Consider the following 26,778-nt stretch of genomic DNA (forward strand, 5'->3'; position numbering starts at 1 on the left):
CCCAAGGCCAGACGATTTGGGTTGTGCGATAGTTGCAGCTTTCATTCTGCCAATGGGCCTGACCATGTCCGACAAGCCGCGCAATTTCGCCACCCGTACCATTCACGCCGGCGAGCAGTTCAGCGTTGCCGATAACGCCATTTTCCCGGCCATCGTCACCGCCAGTTCGTTCACCAAGCGCAGCCTGGATGACAAGCCGGAATATTCCTATAGCCGCGTCGGCAACCCCACCCGGCATGCCTACGAAACCTGTGTCGCTGCCCTGGAAGAAGGCGTGGGCGCTGTGGCCTGCGCCTCGGGAGTCAATGCCACCGCAACCGTGCTTGAGCTGCTGCCCAAGGATGCCCACGTGGTGGTGATGAACGGCGTGTACGGTGGCACATTCCGCATCATGGAAGATTACCGCAGCCGCACCTCGGGGCTGACCACCACCTATGTCGATCTCAACGACCTTGAAGCCGTAGCGGCTGCGATCAAGCCGGAAACCCAGCTGATCTGGATCGAATCGCCGACCAACCCGTTGCTGCACCTGGTCGACATCAAGGCGGTATGCGACCTGGCCAGGGCGCGGGGAATTCTTACCTGTATCGACAACACGTTCTGCTCACCGTGGAACCAGCGCCCGATCACCTTGGGCGTGGACTTGGTGATGCACTCGGCCAGCAAGTACATCGGTGGCCACTCCGACCTCACCGGCGGTGTGGTGGTGGCAGCCAATGACGCGCTGCTGGCCCGCCTGCGCCGTATCAGCATGGCGATTGGTGCGGTGCAGGGGCCGTTCGACTGCTACCTGGCCCTGCGCGGCCTCAAAACCCTGGATGTGCGCATGGAGCGCCAGTGCGCCAATGCCCTGCAGGTGGCGCGCTTCCTGGAAGGCCACGCGCAGGTCGAGCAGGTCTATTACCCGGGGCTGGAAAGCCACCCACAGCATGAACTGTGCAAACGCCAGATGCGCAGTGGCGGGGCAGTGGTGGCGATGAAGGTCAAGGGCGACCGCGCCGCGCTCAACCGCCTGGTAGAGGCACTGCAGATTTTTGTGCTGGCTGACTCGCTGGGCGGGGTGGAGAGCATGATCAACCATTCCTGGAGCATGTCGCACTGCTCGCTGAGCCCGGAGCAGAAAGGGGTGATGGGTATCAGCGAAAACCTGCTGCGGTTGTCGGTAGGTATCGAGGATTACCGTGACCTGGTCGAGGACCTGGATGGGGCGTTGAAAGCGCTGGTTGCTGTGTAAGGGCTGCTGGCCTCTTCGCGGTCAAGCCCGCTCCTGCAGGTGTCGTGTTTCAATGTAGGAGCGGGCTTGCCCGCGAAGAGGCCGGCGGATTCAATAGATGCCTGTCAGGATTTGGGCGGATGAATGATCCGTTCGATCTTGTCCTTGATCAGCAACCTTTCCTTGCGCAGGCGGTTGACGGCCTCGTCGTTGGTACCGTTGCCTTCGGCGGCGACCACCTCCTTGTCCTTGGCGTTGTACTCCTTGTGCAGTTTGTGCAGGTCCTGATCCTTGTCAATGAGCGCCTGGAATGCATCAGCGGTAACGTGCAGGTCAGCGAGCAGATCATGCGGAACTGGCATTTCTTCACCTCTGTCAGGGTTGTCGGTAAGGCTCTGATCACTGAGGATAGCTGTCTTTGCGCAGGCTTGTGGCCGCTGCCCAGGCTGAATGGCAGCTGAATGATTTTGAGATTATTTGTAAAAGACGCACCTTCACGAAATTGTTACCGTCTTTTTCACAAAAATTTGATGGCGCCCTTTCTAGAGTTCGCCCAACTTTCCCACGGTGCCTTCTGGCCTGGGGGTTGAAAATCACTCTTGATTGCGAACGCTGATGCTCAACTTCAAATCCCTGCGGACTGAATGGGTCACGCTGCTGGCCAGTCTTTACCTGCTGATCGGCTTCAACATGTTCCTCTGGGAGCACCTGCAAGCCGCGGTTCCTGCCGGCCTGTCGGGGTTGTGGCTAAGCCTGGCGTTTGCCATGCTGATGCTCTTCGCCTTCAATCTGATCCTCACGTTACTTGCTTTCCGATATGTATTGAAGCCGGTACTTATCGTGTTGTTCATGAGTGGCGCAGGCGTGGCTTACTTCATGAACCAGTACGGTGTACTTATTGATACCGGTATGTTTCGTAATATGGCCGAGACCAATATTGCGGAAGTGCGCGACTTGATGTCGTTCAAGTTTGCCGCATATATCCTGCTGCTGGGTGTGCTGCCTTCGGTGCTGCTGTGGAAGGCGAAGATCGCTTACCGCCCCTGGCACCGCGAGCTGCTGGGCAAGTTGGTGGTCAGTGGCGCCTGTGTAGTGACCATCGGCTCGGTCGCCTTGGTCAATTATCAGGGGCTGTCGTCGCTGTTTCGCAATCACCATGAACTGCGCCTGATGCTCACCCCCAGCAATATCGTCGGGGCTTCCATTGGTTATGTCAGCGAGCGTGTCGGTACGGCCTCGCGCCCGTTCCAGCATTATGGCGAAGATGCCAAGCGTGATGCGGCCTGGCAAAAACATGAGCGCAAGTCGCTGACCGTGCTGGTGGTCGGGGAAAGTGCCCGGGCAGACCATTTCGGCGTGCTGGGCTATGACCGCGATACCACGCCGAATCTCGCCAAGGAGCAGGGCCTGCTGGCGTTTTCCGACGTGCACTCGTGTGGTACGGAAACGGCGGTTTCGGTGCCTTGCATGTTCTCGGGCATGAAGCGCAGGGACTACGATGCCCGGGTAGCGAAAAACCGTGAAGGGCTGTTGGACATTCTCCAGCGTGCCGGCCTGGCCGTGCAGTGGCGTGACAACCAGTCGGGCTGCAAAGGCACCTGCGATCGCGTGCAGTTCATTGATGTCAGCAACCTCAAGGATCCGCAGCTGTGCGCCAATGGCGAATGCCATGACCAGATCCTGCTGCAAGGCCTGGACGCGCTGATCGACAACCTCGACAAGGACACCGTGCTGGTGCTGCACCAGATGGGTAGCCACGGCCCCGAGTACTTCAAGCGCTACCCCAGTGACGACGAGCGCTTCACCCCGGTGTGCCAAAGCAACGCGTTGAACCAGTGCAGCAAGGAGGAAATCATCAACGGGTACGACAACACCCTTGCTTACACCGACAAGGTGCTGGCCTCGCTGATCGATATCCTGCGCAGCAAGCAAGACAAGGTCGACACGGCGATGATCTACCTGTCCGACCACGGCGAGTCGCTGGGCGAGTACAACCTGTTCCTGCACGGTACGCCGTACGCCATCGCTCCCGAGCCGCAGAAGCATGTGCCGCTGCTGACCTGGTTCTCTGACAGCTACAAGGAGGACTTCGGCGTCGATACCGACTGCCTGGCCCGGCTCAGCGATGCCCCGCTGTCCCAGGACAACCTGTTCCACTCGATGCTTGGCTTGTTGCAGGTACACACCGAACTCTACCAGCAGTCGCTGGACATGTTCGCCAGTTGCCGGCCCTGGCTGGCGGCCAAGCGCTGAAGCCAGTCGCGTGTCATGCAAGCTTGCGCGGTCCCTGTGGGAGCGGGCAAGCCCGCGAACCCGGGCCAAGCCCGTGCCATACACCGTGTTGCCTTCTTCGCGGGCGCGCCCGCTCCCACAGGGTGGACTGCTCCCGAAAAGCTGGACAGTTTCACCAGCAGTGCCCGCGCCGTATATACTGCGCGCCAATGTTAGTGGGAGAGCCTTGTGGCCATCGAAATTCACTGGATCCGTGACGACCAGAGCCTGGCCGAACACTGCCGCGACTGGCACCAGTTGCCGTTCGTCGCCGTCGACACCGAATTCATGCGGGTCGACACCTTCTACCCGAAAGCCGGGCTGATTCAGATCGGCGACGGCCAACGCGCCTTCCTGATCGACCCGCTGCTGATCGGCAACTGGCAACCCTTGGCCGACCTGCTGGAAGACAGCGGTGTGGTCAAGGTACTGCACGCCTGCAGCGAAGACCTTGAAGTGCTGCTGCGCCTGACCGGCAAGCTGCCTCAACCGCTGTTCGACACTCAGCTGGCCGCCGGTTACCTGAACCTGGGCTTCTCCATGGGCTATTCGCGCCTGGTGCAGGAAGTGCTGGGCATCGAATTGCCCAAAGGCGAAACCCGCTCTGACTGGCTGCAACGCCCGCTCTCGGAAACCCAGGTCAGCTACGCTGCCGAAGATGCCGTGCACCTGGCCGAGCTGTTCACCGTGCTGCGCCCGCGGCTGAGTGACGACAAGTACGCCTGGGTGCTGGAAGACGGCGCCGAGCTGGTGGCTGCGTTGCGCCGTGAAGTCGAGCCCGAAAGCCTGTATCGCGACGTCAAGCTGGCCTGGAAGCTGGCGCCTCAACAACTGGCAGTGCTGCGTGAGCTGTGCGCCTGGCGCGAGCGCGAGGCGCGCAACCGCGATGTCCCGCGCAATCGTATCCTCAAGGAGCACTCGCTGTGGCCCATGGCCAAGAGCCAGCCGAACAACCTGTCGGCCTTGGCCAAGATCGACGAGATGCACCCGCGCACCATTCGTCAGGACGGTGAGTTCCTCATCCAGCTGATCAAGCGCGCCGCCAGCCTGCCTGCCGAGCAATGGCCAGCGCCCTTGCCCGAGCCGCTGCCGATCGAGGCTGCCGGCCTCCTCAAGCAGTTGCGTGCCATCGGCCAGGCCGAAGGCGAGCGCCTGGGGATTGCGCCCGAGCTGATGCTGCGCAAGAAAGCCCTGGAGGCGCTGCTCAAGAGCGGTTACCCCAATGGCCCTTATCAACTGCCCGATTCGCTGCGCGGCTGGCGCCGTGAGCGCATGGGCCAGGCCCTGCTGGACAACCTGGCAGGTGCCGGAGAAACCCGATGAAACGCATTTGCTCGATCTACAAGAGCCCACGCAAGAACGAAATGTACCTGTACGTGCTCAAGGCTGACGGCCTGGAGCGCGTGCCTGAAGGCCTGCTGCCGTTTTTCGGCACCCCCGTTCACGCTTTCGACCTGGTGCTCAGCCCTGAGCGCAAGCTGGCCCGCGAGGACATCAGCAAGGTGCTGGAGAACCTCGAAAGCCAAGGTTACCACCTGCAGATGCCGCCGCTGGAAGATGAGTACATCGAGCACCTGCCCGAAGAGCTGCTGCGCCGTAACGACCCCGTCTGACCATGCGCGTACTGATTGCTGAGCATGACCATGCTCGATACGCCGAGCTTTTGCGCGCAGCCGCGCCTGAAGTGGAAGTTCTGACCAGCGGCGACTCTGCCGAACTCGCCCGCCAGGCACCGCAGTGCCCGGTGTGGCTGGGCCAGCCGGACTTGCTGGCAAGTCTGCTGCGCCAAGGCCATAAGCCTGCCTGGATGCAGTCGACCTGGGCCGGTATCACGCCGTTGTTGGCCGATGGCCTGCCGCGTGATTACCGCCTGAGCCGGGCAGTGGGTATCTTCGGGCAAGTGATGGCCGAGTACATGCTCACCTATATGCTAGGCCATGAGCGTGAGGTGCTTGCGCGCCTGGTCAGCCAGGTCGAGCGGCGTTGGGATGACCACCCGGGGCGCAGCCTGGAAGGGCGCAAGGTTCTCATTGTGGGTGTAGGTGACATTGGTCAGCGTGTGGCCGAGTTCCTGCAGCCGTTTGGTGTGGAGCTTTACGGGGTCGCCAGCAGCGCCCGTGAGCAGGCGCCGTTCGTCGAGGTGGCGGCGCTGGTCGACCTGCCGCGCATGGTCGGCCAGGTCGATTACGTGCTGAACCTGCTGCCCGATACCCCGGCGACTCATGACCTGTATGACGCAGCGCTGTTCAAGTGCTTCCAGCCCTCGGCCTTGTTCATCAACGCCGGCCGTGGTGTGGCGGTGGTCGATGCCGATCTGGTTGAGGCGCTGAAGGCGGGCCATCTGGCCGGTGCGGTAATCGATGTGTGCCGCCAGGAGCCGCTGCCCAAGCAACACCCGTTCTGGACCGCCTGGGGCTTGCTACTGACCGGGCACAGCTCGGCGCCCACCTCGCCGGCGGCGATGGTGCGTTTGTTTGTCGAGAACGTGCGGGCTTATGAAGCGGGGCAGGGGTTGCGGGGAGAAGTGGACTTCGACCGGGGTTATTGAAATGTATGGGCTGTGTCGAAGGTGTGCCATAGCGCCGAAGCCTGTTGCGCCTGGCTGCGATTGAACGGCACCACTGCGTGTCGGCGTGACTGACAAGCGGTCTGGCTTTGCCGAAGGCCAGGCTCTAGACTGGCGCCGCCGCGCGCTGTGGCCCCCAAGATGAATGCAGGAACCCCGTGTGATGATCGCTGAAAACGCGCCGTTCTGGCGGCGCAAGACCCTCGAACAACTCAGCCAGCAAGAGTGGGAGTCGCTGTGCGATGGCTGCGGCCTGTGCTGCCTGCAAAAGCTCGAGGACGAAGACGACAACAGCGTCTATTACACCCGCATCGCCTGCAAGTTGCTGGACCTGGATACGTGCCAGTGCAGTGACTACCCCAACCGCTTCGCCCAAGTGCCGGACTGCATCCAGCTTACCCCGGGCAAGGCCGACCAGTTCAAGTGGCTGCCAAGTACCTGTGGTTACCGTCTGGTCAGTGAGGGCAAGGACTTGCCGGCCTGGCATCACCTGGTCTGTGGCGATCGCCAACAGGTCCATGAACAGCGCATTTCACAGTCGGGGCGTATGCTCAGTGAACACGATGTGCACGAAGACGACTGGGAAGACCACCTGATCTTCCGCGCCAGCTGACCGGCGCGACCCGCTGCCCCGGGGAAACAAGGAGTTTCTGTATGCGTTGCCAGCTGTTGTTGCTGTTGGGCCTGATGGCCAGTTCGCCGGCCTGGGCGAAAAAGGTCGACCTCGACTACCAAGTGCGATTGCTGCCTGCCAGTGGCCAGGCTGAAGTGCGCGTTACATTGGCCGAAGGCAGCGTAGTGCGCAGCCTGGACTTCGACCTGAGCAAGGCCGGGGCTTACAGCGGCTTCCAGGCTGATGGGCAATGGCAACTGAAGGGGCAGCGTGGCATATGGCAGCCAGCGGCCGGCAAGACCAGCCTCAGCTACCGCGTGCAGCTGGACCAGAAGCTGGCCAGCGGCGCCTATTCATCACGCGTCACCCCGCACTGGGCACTGTTCCTCGGCGACCAGTTGATACCCCCTGCGCGCCTCGACCAGCAGGACGGTACCGAGTTGGTGGCGCGCCTGGCTTTCGACCTGCCCGAGGGCTGGAAGAGCATCGAAACGTCCTGGCCGCGCATTGGCAAGGGGAAGTTTCGCATCGACAACGTGTCGCGCCTGTTCGATCGCCCGACCGGCTGGATGCTTGCCGGCGACCTGGGCAGCCGCCGCGCTCGCCTGGGCGAGACCGAAGTGACCGTGGCCGCACCGGTGGGGCAGGGCATGCGGCGCATGGACAACCTGACCTTGCTCACATTCGTCTGGCCACAACTACAAGCTGTGTTCCCGCGTAACCCGCCCAAGCTGCTTTTGGTCGGGGCGCGTGACGGCATGTGGCGAGGGGCTATGGCTGCGCAGGGCTCGTTGTACCTGAACAGTGCCCGGCCCATGGTCAGCGAAAACGGCAATAGCCCGTTGCTGCGCGAACTGGTGCAACTCTTCGCGCAGATTCACGGGCGCGACGGCAGTGACTGGCTGGTAGAAAGCCTGACCGATTATTACGCCAACGAGTTGCTACGCCGCTCGGGCGGGATGAGTGACGACCGCTACCAGGTCTGGCAGGCGCGCCTGAGCAAGCAGGGCGCCAAGGTCAACCGGCTCAAGGGTGAGCGCGCCAGTCCGGCGCAGGTGGCCCGTGGCGTGATGCTGTTGCAGGCGTTGGACAAGGAAATCCGCATTCACACCCAGGCCAAGCGTTCGTTGGACGATGTGGTGCGTGGGCTGATGCGCCTGCCCAGCGTCAGTACCGAAGACTTTGTGCAGATCAGCGAGAACGTACTGGGGCGGCGTTCCGATGTGCTGCAGAGCAAGGTGCTGCACTAGGTATCCCTGCGCCTGACAATCGGCAGGGCGGCATCGTCTGCAAGTCGCATTTCAAGCGTATCAAGTCGTACCTGGAATACACCGCCGAGCAGAAACTCAGCATTGTTCACGGGGCGAAACCGAGGATGGGGAGCGTGCAGCCAACCATCGTCGGCAACGTTGATCGCGACAACCCATGGTTTGTCGAGGCAATGTTCGGCCCGGTTTCGGTGCTGTTCTGACGGAGCTCAGCACTCGGTCGCCCTGTGTTGGCAGGTCTGTCCTGCCGCCGCAGTGGCGGCCTTTTTATTTGAACTTGGGCCCCGAGCGGGTATTCAGCCCCTTGGCCAAGCGGTCGTACAGCACCACATTCACCGTTGCCGCCAGGTTCATGCAGCCCTCGGTTGGTATGTAGATTGTCTCCTCACACCAGCCCCGCACCTCTTCGCTCAACGAGCCATCCTCTGGTCCGAAGATGTAAATGGCACGGTCCGGATGGGTGTAGTCCGGCAATGGCCGCGCACCCTCCACCAGTTCCACCGCCACTGGCGTGCACCCCAGCGGGATAATGCGCTGCAGGTCGTCGATGCCGATCAGCGGGATGTCGTAGTGCACGCGCTTGGTGTCGGTGACGAAGTCACGCGCGCGCTCATAGCGTTTGCCCGTGTAGAACACCGAATTGACGCCATAGCAGCCCGCGGCGCGCATCACAGAGCCGACGTTTTCTGCCGACTTGGGGTTGAACAGGCCGATGCAGCTGTATCGTTTGTTTGCCACGTACCGGGGCCCTTCGCGAAAAAAAGCGCGATTATACGGGCTGCCCGGTAGCAGCGGGGGGCGAATCGATGGTCAGTCTTTCTTCAGCATGCCCGCCAACCCGGCAAACGGGTTGTGCGTAGCCTTGGCAATGCTCGGGGTGCTGGTGGAGCCTTCGCTGAAGTACTGCTGGTCGGTGTAGCGCGAGTGCTCGTTGTCGTGGCAGTACAGGCACAGCAGCTCCCAGTTGGAGCCGTCCTGAGGGTTGTTGTCGTGGTTGTGGTCACGGTGATGCACGGTCAGCTCGCTCAGGCGCTTGCCGGCGAATTCGCGGGCGCAGCGGCCGCACACGTGCGGGTACATTCTCAGGGCCTTGTCGCGGTAGCCCATTTCCTTGTCGCGCTTGGCATCGGCCAGGATGCGGTCGAGGCGCGCGGTAGCGGCGGCAGAAGAGGTGGAGCTCATGGTGTTTCCTTTGTTCTGATCAGGCAGGTGACGGTTATGCCGTTGAGTCTAGCGCGCTTGCAGGTCAGGCGGACAGGCGAAAGCGTTGATTTAGGCGTAGCCTGTAGCAAGGTTCCCGACAGGAGGTTGCTGATGTTTCACGCGATCCTCGCCGCGCTGTTGATGGCTGGCCTGCCTCTGGCAGAAGCTGCCAGCACGCCACCTCGACTCAATACGCCAGTGCCTGGTGCACCGGGTACGCCCACGCCCACGCCATACCCGCAGATAACTCCGAGTACACCGCCCAAGGCTTATGACAGTCAGCCGGGGGCGCCGTTGTTGCCGCCGATGCCAGTGCCCGGCCCGCCGAAGGACCAGCCATTGCCCGGGTTGCGGCCGGAGCCGCCGAAGCCGCCGAAGCCGCCGGCCCAGAATGATTGAGCATGAGCGGCCCACGCCGTCATCATGTTGGAGCAACTGTCTTGCTCAATTTCTGAAGCTGGCGGGTGTGGGAGCGGGCTTGCCCGCGAACACGCGCGAAGCCCGTGCCATCCACCACGGTGTTGGCTTCGCGGGCTTGCCCGCTCCCACAGTCCAATCGCGCGGGTGCTTAAACCTGGGTTTAGGCAATACCTAGCTCGCCAAACACGAACGCATACTCCAGCGCCACATCTTTCAACCCTTGGTACCGCCCGCTCATCCCACCATGCCCAGCCCCCATCTCGGTCTTGAGCAGCAGCAGGTTGCTGTCGGTCTTGAGCGTGCGCAACTTCGCCACCCATTTGGCGGCTTCCCAATACTGCACGCGGCTGTCGTTGTAGCCCGCCACCACCAGCATCGCCGGGTAGGCCTGCGCTTTCAGATTCTCATACGGCGCATAAGCCTTGATCCGTTCATACACCTCTGGTTCTTCAGGGTTGCCCCATTCGTCGTACTCGGTCACGGTCAGCGGCAGCTCCGGGTCGAGCATGGTGTTGAGCACGTCGACGAATGGCACCTCGGCAATGGCGCAGCGGAACAGTTCCGGGCGCAGGTTGAGCACCGCGCCGATCAGCAGGCCGCCAGCGCTGCCACCACTGATGGCCAGGCGGTCGGCGGCCGTCACGCCCTGGCTGATCAGGTGCTCGGCGCAGGCGATGAAGTCGCTGAAGGTGTTGTGCTTGTGCTCCTGCTTGCCGGCGCGGTACCAGGCCTCCCCCAGTTCACCGCCACCCCGCACATGGGCGATGGCAAAGGCCACGCCACGTTCCAGCAGGCTCAGGCGCGCATGTGAGAACCAAGGGTCGAGGCTTTCGCCATAGGCGCCATAGCCGTACAGGTACAGCGGCACGGTCTTGCCCAGGTCCTGGCGGCGGCGTACCAGGCTGATCGGCACCTGGGTGCCGTCCGCTGCGGTTGCCCACAGGCGCTCACTGACATAATCATCGGCATCGAATGCACCGAGCACCGGGGTTTGCTTGAGCACCACCTGGTCGCCCGTGGACAACGCCAGTTGGCGCACCTGGGCCGGGCGGTTGAGCGCTTCGTAGCGCAAGCGTATGCGAGTGCTGGCAAATTCCAGGCTGTCCTGCACGTACAGGCTGTAGGCGGCGTCTGGCAGCTCGACGCGGTAGGCCGGCAAACCTTGCGGGCGCACTTCGATGATCGGCAGGCCGCCTTCGCGCAGGCTCAGGGTCAGGGCGCCGCTGTTCAGGCTGAGGCCTTCGAGCATGACCGCGTCGCGGTGCGCCACCAGCACCTGCCACTGTTCGCGGCTTGGTACTGGCGCGACTGGCGCGTGGTAAAGGGCGAAGTTGATGCCATCCTGGTTGGTGCGGATGAACCAGCGCCACTCGCCGTCGAGCTGGCCATGGTCGGGGAAGTATTCGTGGCCTTCGACGCGCGGCGCCAGGCAGATGAACGGTGCCTGCGGGGTTTCGGCGTCCAGTACCCAGGCCTCGCTGGTGGTCTTGCTGTTCAGCAGTAGTACCAGCTGGCGCTCGGAACTGGTGCGGTAGCAGTGCAGGAAGAAACGCCCGTCCGGCTCTTCGAACACGGTGTGCGCGGCGTCAGTGCCCAAGGTGTGGCGACGCAGGCGCCATGGGCGGTGGGTGTCGTCAAGCTCAGCGAAGAATAGCGTCTGGCTGTCGTTGGCCCAGGTCAGGCTACCGTCGCAGTCGTCGAAAGGCAGGGTAGTGACACTGCCACTGGCCAGGTCTTTGACGTACAGGGTATAGATTTCGTCGCCGCTGGTGTCGAGGCTGTAGGCCAGCAGGCGGTGGTCGGGGCTGATGCTGAACGCGCCGAGGGAAAGGAAACCGCCGTTGGCCAGGACGTTGGGGTCGAGCAGCAGTTGCTCCTGGCGTTCATCGACGGTGTTCGAGTCATCGGCCGGGCGTGGGCAGCGGTAGTGACGCGGGTATTCGTCGCCGGCGGTGGTACGGGTGTAATACAGGTAGGGGCCCCAGGGCGCCGGCAGTGACAGGTCGGTCTCCAGGATGCGGCCCTTGATCTCTTCGAACAGTTGCTCACGCAACGGGGCCTGGTCGGCCAGGCAGGCTTCCTGGTAGGCGTTTTCAGCTTGCAGGTAGGCGAGGACCTCTGGGGTGTCGCGCTGTTGCAGCCAGGCATACGGGTCGGTTGCCTGGTTGGCTTGGGCAATCGGGGGTTGGGGCTTGGTTGGCATTGAAGATCTCTTGATTGGGGCAAACACTGTCTGCGCCCTGAAAAGTGTTTATCATAGGCAACTCTTTGCCTGGCTTGCACGAACACCATGACCGAGAACGACTACACCTTCGCCTGGGGCCTGTACGCAGTGGCCGCCTTAGGGTGCCTGCTGGTGGGCTTCAAGCTCACCGGCTGGATGTGGCGCTGGCTGCGCGAACCGCTACGGGTGGTGCTGGCGGTGCTGCTGCTGACCCCGACCATCGTCGATCCGGTCAAGGACAGCTTCGCCCCGGCAATCGCCATCACTGCGCTGGATGTTGCCTTCAAGGTCGGCAACAACGCCTGGCGCGCTGTGTCCGACTTCGTCATGTACGGCATGATCGCTTTCGGCCTGTACTTCCTCTTCGTCCTGCTGCGCTGGCCGCTTGAAAAGCGCGCGCACGCACGCCGTGAACAGGCCGAAGCCGCTGCCAAGCGTCAGCTGGCCGAGGATGATCAGCTCGGCGCCCAAGCGCCGCTGGCAGCCGAGCGCAGCGACCGTTACCGTGACGACTCGCCGCCAGCCGCTGCGCGTGGCGCAGGCCGGGTCGAACCACGCCTGTAAACGGAGACACTCCGATGTGCGAACTGCTGGGCATGAGTGCCAACGTCCCTACCGACATCGTTTTCAGCTTCACCGGCCTGATGCAGCGGGGCGGGCGTACCGGCCCGCACCGTGACGGCTGGGGGATAGGCTTTTACGAAGGCCGCGGGCTGCGCCTGTTCCAGGACCCGGCTGCGAGCAGCGAGTCGGAAGTGGCCAACCTCGTGCAGCGCTACCCGATCAAAAGCGAAGTGGTGATTGGTCATATCCGTCAGGCCAATGTCGGCAGGGTGTGCTTGTCCAATACCCACCCGTTCGTGCGGGAAATGTGGGGCCGCAACTGGTGCTTCGCGCACAACGGCCAGCTGGGTGACTTCAAGGGCCTGGCCAGTTTCTACCGGCCAGTGGGCGACACCGACAGCGAAGCGGCCTTCTGTGACCTGCTCAACCGCATCCGCAGCGCTTTCCCGGAACCGGTGCCGGTGGAACAGCTGCTGCCAGTGCTGGTCGAAGCCTGTGCCGGCTACCGTGGTCAGGGCGTATTCAACTGCATGCTCAGCGACGGCGACTGGCTGTTCTGCTTTTGCTCGACCAAGCTGGTGCACATTACCCGCCGTGCGCCATTTGGTGCCGCACGGTTAAAGGATGTCGACCTGATCGTCGATTTTCATACCGAAACCACCCCCAACGACGTGGTCACGGTGATTGCCACCGAGGCCCTGACCGAGAACGAGTCCTGGCACCGCTACGCACCGGGTCAGTGGGCCCTGTGGCGGCACGGCGAGTGCGTGGCGCACGGCCAGAGCTAAGGACGCCTGCATGTTCAGAAGTTACCTTCGATTGCTGTTGTTCACCTTCGGCCTGCTGGCCGGTATTCAGGTCCCGGGGCTGGTCAAGGACTATAGCCAGCGGGTCGAGGCGCACTTGTTCGAATCGCGCGAGGCGCTCGATGGGTTCCGGCAAACGGCCGAGCGCTTTTTCAAGGGCGACTTGCAGGCGCTGCTGCAGCACTACCGCAGCAGCGATGACCCGGTGTTCATCAGTGACGCCAACAGCATCGAAAGCCTGATGATCCGCAACGAACTGCTGGAAAATGAATGGCAGGTGCTGCAAGGGTCATGGGCCGAGCGTACCTGGCATGTGCTGGTGCAGGCCGACCCGCAGTTGCGCGAAGAAACCCTCGATGGCTACAGCTACCAGATTCTACTGGTGCCCGAGGCGATCGGCTGGGGGGTTGGTGCCGGTTTTGTGCTGGCGTTTGTGGTCGAAAGCCTGTTGCTGGGGATTGGCTGGCTGATCCTGGGCGGGCGGCGCAGGGTGGTGAAAGAGAGCTGGCGCTAAGTTCTGCTGTACCTGTACCGGCCCTTTCGCGGGCCTGCCCGCTCCCACAGGATTATCACAGGCCTGGCGGGAGTGGGAGCGGGCGAGCCCGCGAAAGGGCCGGTACAGGCAGAGACCGTCGTTCAGACCAGCACGATCCGCTGCCCACCCACATCCCGCGCATAACGCTCCAGCACCTGCCGGCAAACCCCAACCACCTCATCTACCAACGCCACCCCGGTCTGCCACGCCACCACCAGCTCCAGGCTCGGCGGCGGCCGCAACCCTTCCAGCAGCACCAGCTCGCCCCGGCCCAAGTCGGCATCCACCAGCGCCGGCGGTAGCGCGCCAATGCCAAAGCCGTCGCGCAACAGCCGGGTAATCGCCGCCACCGAGTTCACGCAATTCAACCGCGGCGCCTCTGCCCCCGCAGTCTGCAGCAAGCTCAGTACCTCCTGGTGCGGCCGTGAATTCTTCGAGAAGGTGATGATACGCTCGCGCCCAAGTTCGGCCAGCGACGCATAGTCCCGGTGCTGGTGGGCGCCTGCGGCTACCACCCAGCCCATTGGGTAGCGCGCCAGGTCGAGGCTGCGGATCGATTGCTCGCGTAGCAAGTCGGTCTGCAAAATCACGTCAAGAAAACCCTTCTGCAACTGCTCGCGCAAGTTCAGCGCGGTGTCGGCCACCAGTTCGATTTCCACCTGCGGGTATCGCTCGCTCAACTCCGCCACCAGTGCGCTCATCCAGGTGTGGATCACAGTGTCCATCACCCCGATGCGAATGCGCCCGACCTTGGCCCGGTCGCTGTCCAGCGATTGCTTCATGGCCTTGGCGGTTTCCAGCATGCGTTCGGCGTATTCCAGCACCTTGCCGCCCTCCGGGGTCAGGCTGACGCCGCGGGAGTCGCGCAGCAGCAGCTTCACGCCCAGGTCAGCCTCCAGTGCGGCAATACGGCTGGATACCGAAGCCTGGGTGGTGAACAGCTTTTCTGCCGTCAGGCGAAAGCTCTTGAGCCGGGCGACCCAGACGAAGGTTTCGAGGAAGCGAAGGTTCATGATCAGTTTTTCTTGTTCCAGACCGGCGGTTTTTTTCGTTGGACGCAGGCGAGGCGGCCTCTGAACAATGGCGCCCAGGCCGCGACGCTTTATGTCGCCCATAAAACAATACCAACAAGCCGAGGCATCCATGAACCCCACCGGCGTGCAGCAGCAGGTCAGTTCCTTCCGTTCGACCGGGCCTTTCGCCTGGTACCGCGACATCGACAAACAGCAACGACGTACTTTCTGGAGCTGCAAGATTGGCTATGGCCTGGACGGCATGGACACGCAGATGCTCAGTTTCGTCATCCCTACGCTGATCATGCTGTGGGGGCTCACTACCACCGAAGCCGGCTTGATCCACACCAGCACGCTGATCGCCTCCGCTGCAGGAGGCTGGGTGGCCGGTATCCTCTCCGACCGCATCGGCCGTGTGCGTACCCTGCAACTGACGGTGTTGTGGTTCGCCTTCTTCACCTTCCTGTGTGGCTTCGCTCAGAACTACGAGCAACTGCTGATTGCCCGAACCCTGATGGGCTTTGGCTTCGGTGGCGAGTGGACCGCCGGCGCGGTGTTGATCGGCGAGGTGATCCGTGCCCAGGACCGCGGCAAGGCGGTCGGCATGGTGCAGTCCGGTTGGGCAATTGGCTGGGGCCTCACGGCCATCCTCTATGCGCTGCTGTTCTCTTGGCTGCCGGCAGAGCAGGCCTGGCGTGCGTTGTTCCTGCTGGGGCTGGTACCGGCGGTTTTCGTGATCTTCGTTCGCCGCCTGGTCAAGGACCCTGAGGTGTATCGTAACGCCAAGGCAGTGGAAAACGCCGAGGCCCCTTCGCGTTTCTACGAAATCTTCGCGCCGGGCATGCTCTGGACCACCGTTCGGGCATCCCTGCTGACCACCGGCGCGCTCGGCGGTTACTACGCCATCACCTCGTGGCTGCCAACCTTCCTGAAGAACGAGCGCGGCCTGAGTGTGCTGGGCACGGGTGGCTATCTGGCCATGGTGATCGTCGGCTCGTACGTGGGCTATGTGGTCAGCGCTTATCTGTCCGACCTGCTGGGGCGCAAGAAGAACTTCATCCTGTTCGCCGTGGGCTCTTTCGTCATTGTGCTGTTGTACACGCAGATGCCGGTCAGCGATGGCGTGATGCTGTGGCTGGGCCTCCCGCTGGGCTTTTTCGCCTCGGGTATCTTCAGTGGCATGGGCGCGTTTCTGACCGAACTGTTCCCTACGCGCATTCGGGGTTCGGGGCAGGGCTTCTGCTACAACATCGGCAAGGTCATAGCCGCGCTGTTCCCGTTGATGATCGGCATGCTCGGCCAGAATGTTCCGCTGGGCCTGGGTATCGGCGTGTTTTCTGCGGTGTCCTACGGCATTGTGATCGTGGCGGCCTTGAGCTTGCCGGAAACCCGCGGCAAACAGCTGCAGGCGCGGTAAGGTAGGCATATGCACAACGACAAGGGAGACCGCGTGGTGGAACGCCTGCTACTCAATTGCGACATGGGTGAGAGTTTCGGCAGCTGGCGCATGGGCCTGGATGCCGAAGTCATGCCTTACATCGATTGCGCCAACATCGCCTGTGGTTACCATGCCGGCGACCCCGGTATCATGCGCCGCACCGTGGCGTTGGCGCTGGAGCACGGGGTGAATATCGGCGCTCATCCGGCCTACCCGGACCTGGTCGGCTTTGGCCGCCGTTCCATGGCCTGCAGCCCGGAAGAAATCCGCGACCTGCTGCATTACCAGATCGGTGCGCTGGATGGCATCTGCAAAGTGCTGGGTGGTCGCGTGGCCTATGTGAAGCCCCATGGCGCGCTGTACAACGACATGATGGCCGACCCGCTCAAGCTGCGTACCGTGCTGGAGGCCGTAGCGGCCTATGACAGCAACCTGCCGTTGATGCTGATGGCTACCGCCGACAACCGAGCCGCCCAGGCACTGGGCGATGAAGTTGGCGTACCGCTGTGGTTCGAGGCGTTCGCAGACCGCGCATACACCGCCAGCGGCCATCTGCTGTCGCGGCGGCTGCCGGGCGCGGTGCATCACGACCCGGCGCGGGTGGTGGAGCAGGCTGTGCGTCTGGCCCGAGGCGAAACGCTGTTGGCTGACGACGGCAGTGCCTTGCAGCTCGCCGCCCGCACCCTCTGCGTGCATGGCGACAACGACAGTTCGGTGGCTGCGGTGCGGCAGATTCGCCAGGCCCTCGATGGGCTGGAGGCGTGATGAAGCCGCGAATCGAAGTGGTCGCCATCGACAGCCTGATGGTACGCCTGTTCGACCGTATCGATGAGGCCAACATGCCATGGATGCTCGCCGCCAGCCGGCGCTTGAGCGCGGCGTTCGGCGAGCACCTGCTGGACCTGGTGCCGTCCTACACCACGCTGATGGTGCAGTCTGCCCTGCCGCCGGGCGAGGCCAGGGCGCGAATCGCTCAGGCGCTGGACGGCTTGCAGCCTGACACCGGCAGTGGCGGCCGCCGACACGAGATCCCGGTGTGGTACGACGCCAGTGTCGGCCCCGAGCTGCCTGTGCTGGCGGCCCGCAGCGGCTTGAGTGAAGCAGAGATTGTTCGCTTGCATTGCGAGCGTGATTACCCGGTGTTTGCCTTGGGCTTCGCACCTGGTTTCGGCTTCATGGGCCTGGTCGATGAGCGCCTGGCCAGCCCTCGTCTGAGTACCCCGCGCAAGCGCGTGGCGGCGGGCAGCGTGGGCATTGCCGAGCGTCAGACGGCGGCGTATCCGGCAGTATCGCCGGGTGGCTGGAACCTGATCGGGCGCACCCCGGTGCGGTTGTTCGACCGTGAGCGTGAGGGTTACAGCCTCTTGCAACCCGGTGACCGGGTGCGCTTTGTGCCGGTTTCGCGCAGTGAATTCCTGGCCATGGGTGGTGATGTGGAGGCGCAGGGATGAAGCAATTGAGGATCGAGGCCAGTACGCCGTTGTGCCAGTTACAGGATGCCGGGCGCTTTGGCGTGCGTCATTTGGGCGTGACCCAGGGCGGGGCGCTGGACTGGGTGGCGATGCACTGGGCCAACTGGCTGCTGGGCAACCCGTTGGGGGCGCCAGTGGTCGAGGTGGCGCTGGGTGGTTTTTGCGTGGTGGCCGAACAGGATTGCGTGCTGGCCCTGGCCGGTGCCGACCTGGATGCCAGGGTCGATGATCAGCCCTTGGCGCCATGGCGCAGCTTTGCCCTGGCCAAGGGCCAGCGCTTGACCCTGAAACAGCCAAAGCGGGGCGTCCGGGCGTACCTGGCGGCACCTGGCGGGTTTCAGGGCGAGGACGTGCTGGGCAGTTGTGCCACTGTGGTACGTGAAGCACTGGGTGGCATCGATGGCCAGGGTGCTGCGCTGGCTAAAGACCAGGCATTAGCTTTTACCGGTAGCAAAGCAACCCTGCGCGAAGTGCCGCAAGCGTTGTGCCCGCAGTTCGCCAAAAAGCCGGTGCTCGACCTGGTGATAGGCGCGCAGATCGGTGAATTCAGCGGTACCAGCCTGTTCGAAGCGTTCAACAGTGACTGGACGCTGGACAGGCGGGCCGACCGCATGGGCGTCCGCTTACTGGGACCGCAGCTGGTCTACCAGGGCGCGCCGATGATTTCTGAAGGGATTCCGCTGGGGGCTGTGCAGGTGCCACCGGACGGGCAGCCGATCGTGTTGCTCAATGACCGGCAGACCATTGGTGGGTACCCGCGGCTGGGCGCGCTGACGCCGCTGGCGCTGGCGCAACTGGCGCAATGCATGCCGGGGGCTTCTGTGCGGTTCAGGGCGGTGGTGCAGGACGAGGCCTGGCGAGAGCAGCAGGATTACCTGAACCGTTGGCGGTAGAGCGGGCGGCCTCTTCGCGGGTAAACCCGCTCCTACACAAGTCTTGTGCATGCCTTGACGGCGATGTTGGAGCGGGCAACCTCACTTGGACAGGTAGCGCATCCCTTCCTCCAAACCTTGCAGGGTCAGCGGATACATCTTGTCTTCGATCAGGTCCCGCACCAGATGGGTCGACGCGGTGTATTCCCAGGCCTGCTTGGGGTAAGGGTTGATCCAGATGATTTTCTTGAATTTTTCCATGAAGCGCTGGATCCACACATACCCGGCTTCTTCGTTCCAGTGCTCCACGCTGCCGCCTGGCTGGGTGATCTCGTAGGGCGCCATGGCCGCGTCACCGACGAACACCACCTTGTAGTCATCACCATACTTGTGCAGCAGGTCGAAGGTGGAAAAACGCTCTGACGTGCGGCGCAGGTTGTTCTTCCACACCGATTCATAAACGCAATTGTGGAAGTAGTAATACTCCAGGTGCTTGAACTCGGTCTTGCAGGCCGAGAACAGCTCTTCGCAGACTTTGACGTGCGCATCCATCGAGCCGCCAATGTCGAACAGCAACAGCAGCTTCACGGTGTTGCGCCGCTCAGGGCGCATCTGGATGTTCAGCAACCCGGCATCACGCGCGGTATGGTCGATGGTACCGTCAATGTCCAGCTCTTCGGCGGCGCCTTCGCGGGCGAACTTGCGCAGCCGGCGCAGGGCCAGCTTGATGTTGCGGGTGCCAAGCTCGACCTGGTCGTCGAGGTTCTTGTACTCGCGTTGGTCCCAGACTTTTACCGCCTTGCCCTGACGCTTGCCGGCGTCACCGACGCGGATACCCTCGGGGTTGAAACCGCCCGAGCCGAATGGGCTGGTGCCACCGGTACCAATCCACTTGTTGCCGCCAGCGTGGCGTTCCTTTTGCTCTTCGAGGCGTTTCTTGAAGGCCTCGATAAGCTTGTCCAGGCCGCCCAGCGACTGGATTTGCGCGCGCTCTTCATCGGTCAGCGAGCGCTCGAACTCTTTACGCAGCCAGTCTTCGGGGATCAGCGCCTCAATGTGCCGGTCGAGGTTTTCCAGGCCCTTGAAATAGGCTGCGAAGGCCCGGTCGAACTTGTCGAAGTGGCGTTCGTCCTTTACCAGGATGGCGCGGGCGAGGTAGTAGAACTCGTCCATGTCGGCAAACACCACGCGCTTTTGCAAGGCCTGGTGCAGGTCGAGCAGCTCACGCACCGAGACCGGCACCTTGGCCGCACGCATCTCATTGAACAGATTGAGCAGCATGGCCCTGCTCCTGTCAGCGGTTGCCGCGCCGGCTCATGAAGGCCAGGCGCTCGAGCAGTTGTACATCCTGCTCGTTTTTTACCAGCGCACCGGCCAGCGGCGGGATGGCCTTGGTCGGGTCGCGTTCGCGCAGCACCGCTTCACCGATATTGTCGGCCATCAGCAGCTTGAGCCAGTCGACCAGCTCGGAGGTGGACGGCTTTTTCTTCAGGCCCGGCACCTTGCGTACGTCGAAGAACACATCCAGCGCCTCACTGACCAGCGACTGGCTGATATTCGGGTAGTGCACGTCGACAATCTGCTGCAGGGTAGTGCGGTCGGGGAAGGCGATGTAGTGGAAGAAGCAGCGGCGCAGGAAGGCGTCCGGCAGCTCTTTTTCGTTGTTCGAGGTAATGATGATGATCGGACGCTGTCTGGCCTTGATGGTCTCGTCGATTTCGTAGACGTAGAACTCCATCTTGTCGAGTTCTTGCAGCAGGTCGTTAGGGAATTCGATATCGGCCTTGTCGATTTCGTCGATCAGCAGGATGACCCGCTCGTCGGCCTCGAAGGCCTCCCAGAGCTTGCCCTTTTTCAGGTAGTTGCGCACATCGTGTACCTTGTCCACGCCCAGCTGCGAATCACGCAGGCGGCTGACTGCGTCGTACTCGTAAAGCCCCTGGTGGGCCTTCGTGGTGGACTTGATGTGCCAGGTGATCAGGCGCGCCCCGAACGAAGCCGCCAACTGCTCGGCGAGCATGGTTTTGCCGGTGCCTGGTTCGCCCTTGACCAACAGCGGGCGTTCGAGGGTAATGGCCGCGTTTACCGCCAGTTTCAAGTCGTCTGTGGCGACGTAGTCGCGGGTGCCTTCGAACTTCATGGGGGCTGTCCTCTGCTTTAGCCTGTATTGGTCTTGATTTGTTAGCGACTATAACGCGGGGCCAGGCGACTGAAAACGCGGACCGGGTATTCAGTCCCTGAATGCCCCGTCACGCTGTCTCAGTCAGACTTCGGCGCTGGCTGCTCATAACGCGCATTGAATGCCTGGATAAACCCGTTACGGAGGATCTGCAAGAACGCTTCGAAGGCACTGATATCCTGTTGGCGCACACTGCCACTGAGTTCCACCCGGGTAGCGAACTGGTTTTTCGGCTGGTTCTTAAGCACCGTCTCGGTCGCACCCACCAAGGCCTCCCACACCGAGCGGAAGAAACCCTTGTCCTTTTCCTCGACGTCCTGTTGCCAGTCGAACACGTCGACATCGCGCAGCAGCGGTTTTATATAGCCGTTCAGCCGGCCGTTTTCTGCCTGGGCCTCGATGACCACGTCACCGTGCCCGGCATTGAAGTCGAATTTGCCGTAGGCGCTGGCAAAGTCATTCAGCTTGCGCAGCTCGATGCCGGTGGCGCGAAGCCTGAATTCGAAGTCATCGAAATCACTGAACGGGTCGAAGGTGGCACGGCTTTCTACCTTTGCATCCCCCGCGATCAACGCCGTACCTTCGAAACTGGCATCGCGACGGCCTTTCTGGTCGCGCACATTGGTCAAGTTGTGGATGCTGGCATTCAACCGGGTGGCCTTCAGGTCGACCGGTGGCTTGGAGTTGAAGTTACGGAACGTCAGCACGCCGTTGTCGATACGCACCTCGTTGAGGGTGATGGGCAGGAGTTTTTCCAGCTGTTGGCGCCAGTCGGTACCTTGACCGGTCTGCGATGCCTGTTTGCTACCACCGTCGACAAAGTTCAGTTCGGGGTGCACGAACGTCACCTCCGCTACCACTGCCTTGTCGTACCACAACGAACGCCAGCTCACCGAAAGGTCGATCAGTGGGGCCTCGAGAAGCGGTACGGGCACCTTGCCGGTGGTCTTGACGATCCTCAGCCCATTGATCTGATAGGCGCCGCGCCACCAGGCCAGGTCCACATCGGCTACCTGGCCGCGGTAGTCACCCATGTCGGCCAGCTTGTTGTTGAGGTAGTCGCGCACCAGGTAGGGCAGGGCCAGGTGCAGCGCCACCAGCAGTGCGATCAGGCTGGCCAGGCCGACCAGCGGCCAGCGATAGCGGGCTTTCATGAGGCGGTCTCCAAGGCAGGATGTGCGGTTGACCGCACCGCGGCGGGCTGAGTTCGAACAGGCTTTACGGGCCACTGCCGCGGGCTTACCCTTGAGGCATTTCCCTGCTTTTTCATGCCAAGGACCCCTGCCATGAGCCGTATCTTTGCAGACAACGCCCACTCCATCGGTAACACGCCGCTGGTGCAGATCAACCGCATCGCCCCGCGCGGCGTGACCATCCTGGCCAAGATCGAAGGGCGCAACCCGGGTTATTCGGTCAAATGCCGCATTGGTGCGAACATGGTCTGGGACGCCGAGAGCAGCGGCAAGCTCAAGCCGGGCATGACCATCGTCGAGCCCACCTCGGGCAACACCGGTATCGGCCTGGCCTTCGTCGCCGCTGCCCGCGGCTACAAGCTGATGCTGACCATGCCCGCCTCGATGAGCCTGGAGCGCCGCAAGGTGCTCAAGGCACTAGGCGCCGAGCTGGTGTTGACCGATCCGGCCAAGGGCATGAAGGGCGCTATCGAGAAGGCCAACGAAATCGTCGCCTCCGACCCGGAGCAGTACTTCTTGCCGGGCCAGTTCGAAAACCCGGCCAACCCGGCCATTCACGAAAAAACCACTGGCCCGGAGATCTGGAACGACACTGACGGCGCAGTCGACGTGCTGGTGGCGGGCGTGGGCACTGGCGGCACCATCACCGGCGTGTCGCGTTACATCAAGCATACCCAGGGCAAGGCCATCCTGTCGGTGGCTGTGGAGCCCGTGGCATCGCCACTGATCAGCCAGACCCTGGCCGGTGAAGAACTCAAGCCCAGCCCGCACAAAATCCAGGGCATCGGCGCCGGCTTCGTGCCGAAAAACCTCGACCTGTCGATCGTCGACCAGGTGGAGACGGTGACCGACGAAGAGTCCAAGGCCATGGCTATTCGCCTGATGCAGGAAGAGGGCATCCTTTGCGGTATTTCCTGCGGTGCGGCAATGGCGGCGGCGGTGCGCCTGGCCGAAAAACCGGAAATGCAGGGTAAGACCATCGTCGTAATCCTGCCCGACTCGGGCGAGCGATATCTATCGAGCATGCTGTTCAGCGACATGTTCAGCGAGCAGGAAAACCAACAGTAATCGGCCTTGCCGCTGATCCGGCGCAACAATCGGCGGCCTGGTTTATTGCAGAATCTTCATGAATGCGATCCCGCCCGGGTTGTTTTTACCGCGGCGGGATCGGTTTATGATGGCAGGATGATTTTCTGGAGAGCAGGCAGCGCAGCCCTGGCTCTTCCCCAAGGAGTGAAAGCATGACCTTTTCCTTTGCAGCCAAGGCGGGTGTCTTGCTGGTGTTTTTCGGCAGCGTGCTGTTCGTGCACCTGCGCGGCAAGGCCCGCCTGCCGGTGTTGCGCCAGTTCGTCAACCATTCGGCGCTGTTCGCCCCCTACAACGCGTTGATGTACCTGTTTTCCGGCGTGCCGTCCAAGCCCTATCTGGACCGTCAGCGCTTCCCGGAGCTGGACGTGCTGAAGGACAACTGGCAGGAAATCCGCGAAGAGGCCATGCGCCTGTTCGACGAAGGCTATATCCGTGCCGCCGAGAAAGATAACGACGCCGGCTTTGGTTCGTTCTTCAAGAAGGGCTGGAAGCGCTTTTACCTGAAGTGGTACGACAAACCGCTGCCTTCGGCGCAAACCCTGTGCCCGCGCACTGTCGAGCTGGTCAGCAGCATCCCCAATGTGAAGGGCGCAATGTTCGCCCTGCTGCCCGGCGGCAGCCACCTGAACCCGCACCGCGACCCGTTCGCAGGTTCGCTGCGTTATCACCTGGGGCTGTCCACGCCGAACTCCGACGCATGCCGCATCTACGTGGACGGTGAGCAGTACGCCTGGCGTGATGGCGAAGACGTGATGTTCGATGAAACCTATGTGCACTGGGTCAAGAACGAAACCGACGTAACCCGCGTGATCCTGTTCTGCGACATCGAGCGCCCGCTGAGTAGCCCGTTGATGACGCGTATCAACCGTAAGGTCAGTGCCTTCCTCGGCCGCGCCACCGCGCCGCAGAACACCGACGAAGAGCGCGTGGGTGGGATCAACCAGGCGTACGCCTGGAGCAAGCGCTTCAGCAACAAGATCAGCAGCCATGTGAAGCAGTTCAAGCGCGCCAACCCCAAGGCTTACCGTGTGCTGCGGCCGGTACTGGCGGTGGTGGTGGCGTATCTGCTGTATCGCTGGTTGTTCTGATTTTTGTAGTTTGTTCGGGCCTCTTCGCGGGGCCAAGCCCGCTTCCACAAGAGCATCACCCTCCTTGAAGGATGAGCAGAGCCTGTGAAAGCAGGCTTGTGCCGCGAAGAATCACTCGCTATATTCCAGAACATTCACTTCTTCAAAGACCGCTGTCATGCCTGCCATTCCTTCCACCACACGCTTTGCCATCGCGCCAGTCGCGGGCATGGTCGTGCGTGGTAGCCAGCAGTCGGTCATGATCTGTCACTCCCCACCACCTGTCAGTGGCGTCGTAGGCGGCGTAGCTCCGCCTCATTGCGTGGTTGTGCTGGGCTGATCGGCTTCGTGCCGCAACCCTTCGCACGCGCAACCTACTGAACACGGTCGGCCACTTCTCACGTCGAAGCGCACGCCGTCCGTTTGGCTTATCTGCCTACTATCAGGTGGCAATTCATGTCTGTCTTTACCAAAGCGTCCGTGGCCTCTGCGGCCACTACCTGCCTGTTCGTCCTGCTGTGGAGCAGCGGGGCGATCGTCTCCAAACTTGGCCTGGCGCATGCCAGCCCGTTCGCCTTTCTGCTGTTGCGCTCGGCGCTGGCCCTGGCGGGCCTGTTGCTGATCGGCCCGTTGCTAGGGCTGCGCTGGCCGCGTACTCGCGGTAGCATTCTGCGCGCCCTGGGTACAGGCTGTGTGCTGCTCGGTGCCTATCAGATCTTCTATCTGTTGGCGCTTGATACCCATGTCACCCCTGGTGTCATGGCGACGGTGATGGGCGTCCAACCGATCCTCACCGTGGTGCTGATGGAGCGCCAGCGTTCCTGGAGCCGTTTGTTCGGCCTGGGTTTGGGGCTGGGCGGCTTGATCATGGTGGTCTACCAGGGCATCAACCTGGGCGGGGTATCGCTGGCGGGGATGCTGTTCGCCCTGCTGGCGCTGGTCAGCATGACCTTTGGCTCGATCCTGCAGAAGCGCATTACCGACAACCCCATGGGCACACTGCCGCTGCAGTACCTGGCCGGCTTTGCCATGTGCGCGCTGTTCGCACCTTTGCAACCGCTCCATGTCGAGTGGACCGGCGGCTTCGTCGGTGCGCTGCTGTGGATGGGCCTGGTGGTCTCGCTGCTGGCAACCTTGCTGCTGTACCGGCTGATCGCCAAGGGCAATCTGGTCAATGTCACCAGCCTGTTCTACCTGGTGCCGGCAGTGACTGCAGTGATGGACTTGCTGATCTTCGGTAATCGCCTGGCGCCGCTAAGCTTGCTGGGCATGGGGCTGATCGTTGTTGGGCTGCTGTTCGTGTTTCGCAAGCCCGCGGCGCGCCTGGCGGAAGCGTAGGCCCTAGCGGAATTCTTCGGGGATGGCGTGGCGCAACACGCCTTCCTCGAAGTCCAGCAGGCCGGCTTCGCGCTGGGTGAGCAGGTAGTAGAGCAGGGTGTCGAGCGAGCGTTGCGGCGGGACCTCGACCGCCAGCATCTTCACTGCTTGCTCGGTTTCACAGGCACAGCCGAAATCCAGCAATGCCGCACGTACCTGGTCGAGGGTTTCCGGAGGTTTGACGACCACCCGGAACACCGAGCTACCGCTGCTGTGGCGCAGTTCTGCGAACCAAGTTTCGCCTTCTTCCTCACGTGTGTCGATCACGTCGCCCGGGGCGATGCCATAGACATGGAAGGGGATGTTGTCGACGGCATAGCCGCCTTCTACGGCCTTGGCCCACAGCCCCTCGACCGAAGCCGGTGGGTAGCCGTTCTCGTCCTGTTCCAGGCGGAACAAAACCTTTTTGTACGCGCTGTTCATGCAGTACTCCGCTTCAGTTGCGCGCCGGGCGCAGCACCAGCCACAAGGCCAGGCCAATCAGCAGGCCGCCGTATAGGTGCGCCATCGACAATGGCTCATTCAGCAGCCATGCACCCCACAATACGCCGAATACCGGGATCAGGAACGTTACGGTGCTGGCTTTTACCGGGCCGATTTCCTCGAGCAGGCGGAAGTAAAGAATGTAGGCGAATGCCGTGCACAGCAGCCCCAGGCCCAGCAACGACAACCACACGTCCCAACCCCCCCAGCTGGCGGGCGGCTGGGAGAGTGCGCTCCAGCCGAACAGCGGGGTCAGCATCAGTGTGGCGCCGAGCATGCTACCCAGGGCGGAAAGACGGCTGTCCAGGCCGCTGATCCAGCGGCGGGCGAGGAACCCGGCAAAGCCGTAGCAGGTAGTGGCCGCCAGGCAGGCGAGGGCGCCTTGCAGCAGGGCCATGTCCAGTGCCACCGGGCCGGCGCCGCTGAGGATGCCGACGCCGAACAGGCCAAGGAAGATGCCGCAGAGTTTGGCCAGGGTCATTGGCTCGCGGAAGAACAGTACGCCGACCAGCACGCCCATCAACGGGGTGGTGGCGTTGAAGATCGCCGAATAGCCGGCCGGCAGCACCTGGGCCGCCACCGAGTAGAAGGTGGCGGGGATGCCGGAGTTGATCATGCCCAGCACCAGGCAGGCACCGAGCTTACCCTGGAAGTCCCAGCGCACCCGGGCGGCGGCGAGTAGCACGATCAGGCCCAGGCAGGCGATGGACACCCGGAAGAACGCGGTCGGCACCGTGCCCAGTTCGGGGGCGATGATGCGCATGAACAGGAAACTCGCTCCCCAGACGGCGGCAAGGGTCAGCAGGCGGGCTAGGGCGATGGGGCTCACAACGGTCTCCGAAGGCAAGGCAGGGGCGCGAGTGTACGCCAGGGGGCGGGGGGATTCTTGTGCTTTCTTGCTGTGTAATTCCT

Annotated in this window: 30 protein-coding genes; 19 read left to right on the forward strand and 11 right to left on the reverse strand. The window is 62.4% G+C overall.

The genetic code is table 11. The annotated features are described in order from the left end of the window. Positions 1-52 precede the first annotated feature (52 nt). Positions 53-1,234 (forward strand): aminotransferase class I/II-fold pyridoxal phosphate-dependent enzyme, encoded by a 1,182-nt coding sequence (locus QCL51_RS06155; protein ID WP_021783367.1) that lies wholly within the window; start codon positions 53-55, stop codon positions 1,232-1,234. 104 nt (positions 1,235-1,338) lie between these two features. On the opposite strand, the gene QCL51_RS06160 is transcribed toward QCL51_RS06155, so the two are convergent. Next, positions 1,339-1,575 carry a YdcH family protein gene (locus QCL51_RS06160; RefSeq protein WP_016391913.1) on the reverse strand — a complete coding sequence of 79 codons (237 nt, stop codon included), beginning with the start codon at positions 1,573-1,575 and terminating at the stop codon, positions 1,339-1,341. Between the two features lie 253 nt (positions 1,576-1,828). On the opposite strand from QCL51_RS06160, the gene QCL51_RS06165 reads away from it, so the two are divergent. The 7 genes from QCL51_RS06165 to QCL51_RS06195 all read left to right on the forward strand — a co-directional run bounded on the left by QCL51_RS06165 (position 1,829) and on the right by QCL51_RS06195 (position 8,134). Then, positions 1,829-3,466, forward strand: coding sequence for a phosphoethanolamine--lipid A transferase (locus tag QCL51_RS06165; protein ID WP_021783368.1), 1,638 nt, complete (start codon positions 1,829-1,831; stop codon positions 3,464-3,466). A gap of 207 nt (positions 3,467-3,673) precedes the next feature. Continuing rightward, the gene (gene rnd, locus QCL51_RS06170; protein ID WP_064491840.1) at positions 3,674-4,807 is read left to right on the forward strand and encodes a ribonuclease D; all 1,134 of its coding nucleotides are present in this window, start codon (positions 3,674-3,676) and stop codon (positions 4,805-4,807) included. Beyond that, a complete protein-coding gene (locus tag QCL51_RS06175; RefSeq protein WP_021783370.1) occupies positions 4,804-5,097 on the forward strand; it encodes a YcgL domain-containing protein in 294 nt (97 codons plus the stop codon). Before rnd ends, QCL51_RS06175 begins: the two co-directional genes overlap by 4 nt. 2 nt (positions 5,098-5,099) lie before the next feature. Next, entirely contained in the window at positions 5,100-6,032 is a 933-nt protein-coding gene (locus tag QCL51_RS06180; protein ID WP_021783371.1) for a D-2-hydroxyacid dehydrogenase, read from the forward strand. A gap of 181 nt (positions 6,033-6,213) precedes the next feature. Then, positions 6,214-6,663, forward strand: a complete 450-nt coding sequence (locus tag QCL51_RS06185; RefSeq protein ID WP_028697742.1) for a YcgN family cysteine cluster protein — start codon at positions 6,214-6,216, stop codon at positions 6,661-6,663. Between the two features lie 41 nt (positions 6,664-6,704). Then, complete coding sequence (locus tag QCL51_RS06190; protein WP_021783373.1) at positions 6,705-7,913, forward strand: hypothetical protein; 1,209 nt, start codon at positions 6,705-6,707, stop codon at positions 7,911-7,913. Positions 7,914-7,915: 2 nt separating this feature from the next. Next, a complete protein-coding gene (locus tag QCL51_RS06195; RefSeq protein ID WP_135192473.1) occupies positions 7,916-8,134 on the forward strand; it encodes an aldehyde dehydrogenase family protein in 219 nt (72 codons plus the stop codon). Between the two features lie 64 nt (positions 8,135-8,198). Here QCL51_RS06195 and QCL51_RS06200 read toward each other — a convergent pair whose 3' ends face one another. Both QCL51_RS06200 and QCL51_RS06205 read right to left on the reverse strand, forming a co-directional pair. Then, positions 8,199-8,669 carry an RNA methyltransferase gene (locus QCL51_RS06200; protein WP_003254677.1) on the reverse strand — a complete coding sequence of 157 codons (471 nt, stop codon included), beginning with the start codon at positions 8,667-8,669 and terminating at the stop codon, positions 8,199-8,201. Between the two features lie 72 nt (positions 8,670-8,741). Then, entirely contained in the window at positions 8,742-9,113 is a 372-nt protein-coding gene (locus QCL51_RS06205; protein WP_003254676.1) for a YajD family HNH nuclease, read from the reverse strand. Between the two features lie 132 nt (positions 9,114-9,245). Between QCL51_RS06205 and QCL51_RS06210 the strand changes: the two genes are divergently transcribed. Beyond that, on the forward strand, positions 9,246-9,533 hold the full coding sequence (locus QCL51_RS06210) for a hypothetical protein (RefSeq protein ID WP_103444786.1): 288 nt from the start codon (positions 9,246-9,248) through the stop codon (positions 9,531-9,533). Between the two features lie 181 nt (positions 9,534-9,714). On the opposite strand, the gene QCL51_RS06215 is transcribed toward QCL51_RS06210, so the two are convergent. Continuing rightward, positions 9,715-11,757 carry a S9 family peptidase gene (locus tag QCL51_RS06215; RefSeq protein WP_103469930.1) on the reverse strand — a complete coding sequence of 681 codons (2,043 nt, stop codon included), beginning with the start codon at positions 11,755-11,757 and terminating at the stop codon, positions 9,715-9,717. Between the two features lie 87 nt (positions 11,758-11,844). On the opposite strand from QCL51_RS06215, the gene QCL51_RS06220 reads away from it, so the two are divergent. From QCL51_RS06220 to QCL51_RS06230, 3 genes are read left to right on the forward strand one after another with little or no spacing between them, the layout of a single operon-like run. Continuing rightward, the gene (locus QCL51_RS06220; RefSeq protein WP_021783376.1) at positions 11,845-12,342 is read left to right on the forward strand and encodes a hypothetical protein; all 498 of its coding nucleotides are present in this window, start codon (positions 11,845-11,847) and stop codon (positions 12,340-12,342) included. A 14-nt stretch (positions 12,343-12,356) separates the two neighbouring features. After that, complete coding sequence (locus tag QCL51_RS06225; RefSeq protein ID WP_021783377.1) at positions 12,357-13,130, forward strand: class II glutamine amidotransferase; 774 nt, start codon at positions 12,357-12,359, stop codon at positions 13,128-13,130. A gap of 10 nt (positions 13,131-13,140) precedes the next feature. Then, positions 13,141-13,662 carry a DUF2937 family protein gene (locus QCL51_RS06230; protein ID WP_021783378.1) on the forward strand — a complete coding sequence of 174 codons (522 nt, stop codon included), beginning with the start codon at positions 13,141-13,143 and terminating at the stop codon, positions 13,660-13,662. A gap of 122 nt (positions 13,663-13,784) precedes the next feature. Here the strand turns inward: QCL51_RS06230 and QCL51_RS06235 are convergent, their stop codons facing one another. Then, complete coding sequence (locus tag QCL51_RS06235) at positions 13,785-14,696, reverse strand: LysR family transcriptional regulator (RefSeq protein ID WP_031322349.1); 912 nt, start codon at positions 14,694-14,696, stop codon at positions 13,785-13,787. Positions 14,697-14,826: 130 nt separating this feature from the next. Between QCL51_RS06235 and QCL51_RS06240 the strand changes: the two genes are divergently transcribed. Genes QCL51_RS06240 through QCL51_RS06255 form a run of 4 tightly spaced genes read left to right on the forward strand, consistent with a single transcriptional unit; the run spans position 14,827 to position 18,499 of the window. After that, complete coding sequence (locus tag QCL51_RS06240) at positions 14,827-16,113, forward strand: MFS transporter (RefSeq protein ID WP_103463132.1); 1,287 nt, start codon at positions 14,827-14,829, stop codon at positions 16,111-16,113. A 9-nt stretch (positions 16,114-16,122) separates the two neighbouring features. Then, a complete protein-coding gene (locus QCL51_RS06245) occupies positions 16,123-16,899 on the forward strand; it encodes a 5-oxoprolinase subunit PxpA (protein WP_103462160.1) in 777 nt (258 codons plus the stop codon). After that, positions 16,899-17,585, forward strand: a complete 687-nt coding sequence (gene pxpB / locus QCL51_RS06250; RefSeq protein ID WP_021783382.1) for a 5-oxoprolinase subunit PxpB — start codon at positions 16,899-16,901, stop codon at positions 17,583-17,585. Before QCL51_RS06245 ends, pxpB begins: the two co-directional genes overlap by 1 nt. Next, the gene (locus QCL51_RS06255; RefSeq protein WP_338444642.1) at positions 17,582-18,499 is read left to right on the forward strand and encodes a biotin-dependent carboxyltransferase family protein; all 918 of its coding nucleotides are present in this window, start codon (positions 17,582-17,584) and stop codon (positions 18,497-18,499) included. Before pxpB ends, QCL51_RS06255 begins: the two co-directional genes overlap by 4 nt. 81 nt (positions 18,500-18,580) lie before the next feature. On the opposite strand, the gene QCL51_RS06260 is transcribed toward QCL51_RS06255, so the two are convergent. From QCL51_RS06260 to QCL51_RS06270, 3 genes are all read right to left on the reverse strand, one after another. Then, positions 18,581-19,759: a VWA domain-containing protein gene (locus QCL51_RS06260; RefSeq protein ID WP_021783384.1), complete on the reverse strand. Its 1,179-nt coding sequence runs from the start codon at positions 19,757-19,759 to the stop codon at positions 18,581-18,583. A gap of 13 nt (positions 19,760-19,772) precedes the next feature. Continuing rightward, on the reverse strand, positions 19,773-20,618 hold the full coding sequence (locus tag QCL51_RS06265; RefSeq protein ID WP_016488585.1) for a MoxR family ATPase: 846 nt from the start codon (positions 20,616-20,618) through the stop codon (positions 19,773-19,775). A gap of 119 nt (positions 20,619-20,737) precedes the next feature. Next, the gene (locus QCL51_RS06270) at positions 20,738-21,811 is read right to left on the reverse strand and encodes a DUF748 domain-containing protein (protein WP_338444643.1); all 1,074 of its coding nucleotides are present in this window, start codon (positions 21,809-21,811) and stop codon (positions 20,738-20,740) included. Between the two features lie 132 nt (positions 21,812-21,943). On the opposite strand from QCL51_RS06270, the gene cysK reads away from it, so the two are divergent. Both cysK and QCL51_RS06280 read left to right on the forward strand, forming a co-directional pair. After that, positions 21,944-22,918 (forward strand): cysteine synthase A, encoded by a 975-nt coding sequence (cysK, locus tag QCL51_RS06275; protein ID WP_021783386.1) that lies wholly within the window; start codon positions 21,944-21,946, stop codon positions 22,916-22,918. Positions 22,919-23,091: 173 nt separating this feature from the next. Next, positions 23,092-24,027: an aspartyl/asparaginyl beta-hydroxylase domain-containing protein gene (locus tag QCL51_RS06280; protein ID WP_101196526.1), complete on the forward strand. Its 936-nt coding sequence runs from the start codon at positions 23,092-23,094 to the stop codon at positions 24,025-24,027. A gap of 111 nt (positions 24,028-24,138) precedes the next feature. Here QCL51_RS06280 and QCL51_RS06285 read toward each other — a convergent pair whose 3' ends face one another. Next, positions 24,139-24,267: a hypothetical protein gene (locus QCL51_RS06285; RefSeq protein ID WP_338444644.1), complete on the reverse strand. Its 129-nt coding sequence runs from the start codon at positions 24,265-24,267 to the stop codon at positions 24,139-24,141. Positions 24,268-24,462: 195 nt separating this feature from the next. Here QCL51_RS06285 and QCL51_RS06290 point away from each other — a divergent pair, with 195 nt between their 5' ends. Next, entirely contained in the window at positions 24,463-25,344 is an 882-nt protein-coding gene (locus QCL51_RS06290) for a DMT family transporter (RefSeq protein ID WP_021783388.1), read from the forward strand. Positions 25,345-25,347: 3 nt separating this feature from the next. Here the strand turns inward: QCL51_RS06290 and QCL51_RS06295 are convergent, their stop codons facing one another. Together QCL51_RS06295 and QCL51_RS06300 are read right to left on the reverse strand one after the other, a co-directional pair. Beyond that, on the reverse strand, positions 25,348-25,806 hold the full coding sequence (locus QCL51_RS06295; protein WP_021783389.1) for a DUF4265 domain-containing protein: 459 nt from the start codon (positions 25,804-25,806) through the stop codon (positions 25,348-25,350). Positions 25,807-25,819: 13 nt separating this feature from the next. Beyond that, on the reverse strand, positions 25,820-26,695 hold the full coding sequence (locus tag QCL51_RS06300; RefSeq protein ID WP_021783390.1) for a DMT family transporter: 876 nt from the start codon (positions 26,693-26,695) through the stop codon (positions 25,820-25,822). Positions 26,696-26,778 lie beyond the last annotated feature (83 nt).

The organism is Pseudomonas sp. LTR0, from assembly GCF_036630035.1.
GTDB classification, from domain to species: domain Bacteria; phylum Pseudomonadota; class Gammaproteobacteria; order Pseudomonadales; family Pseudomonadaceae; genus Aquipseudomonas; species Aquipseudomonas putida_Y.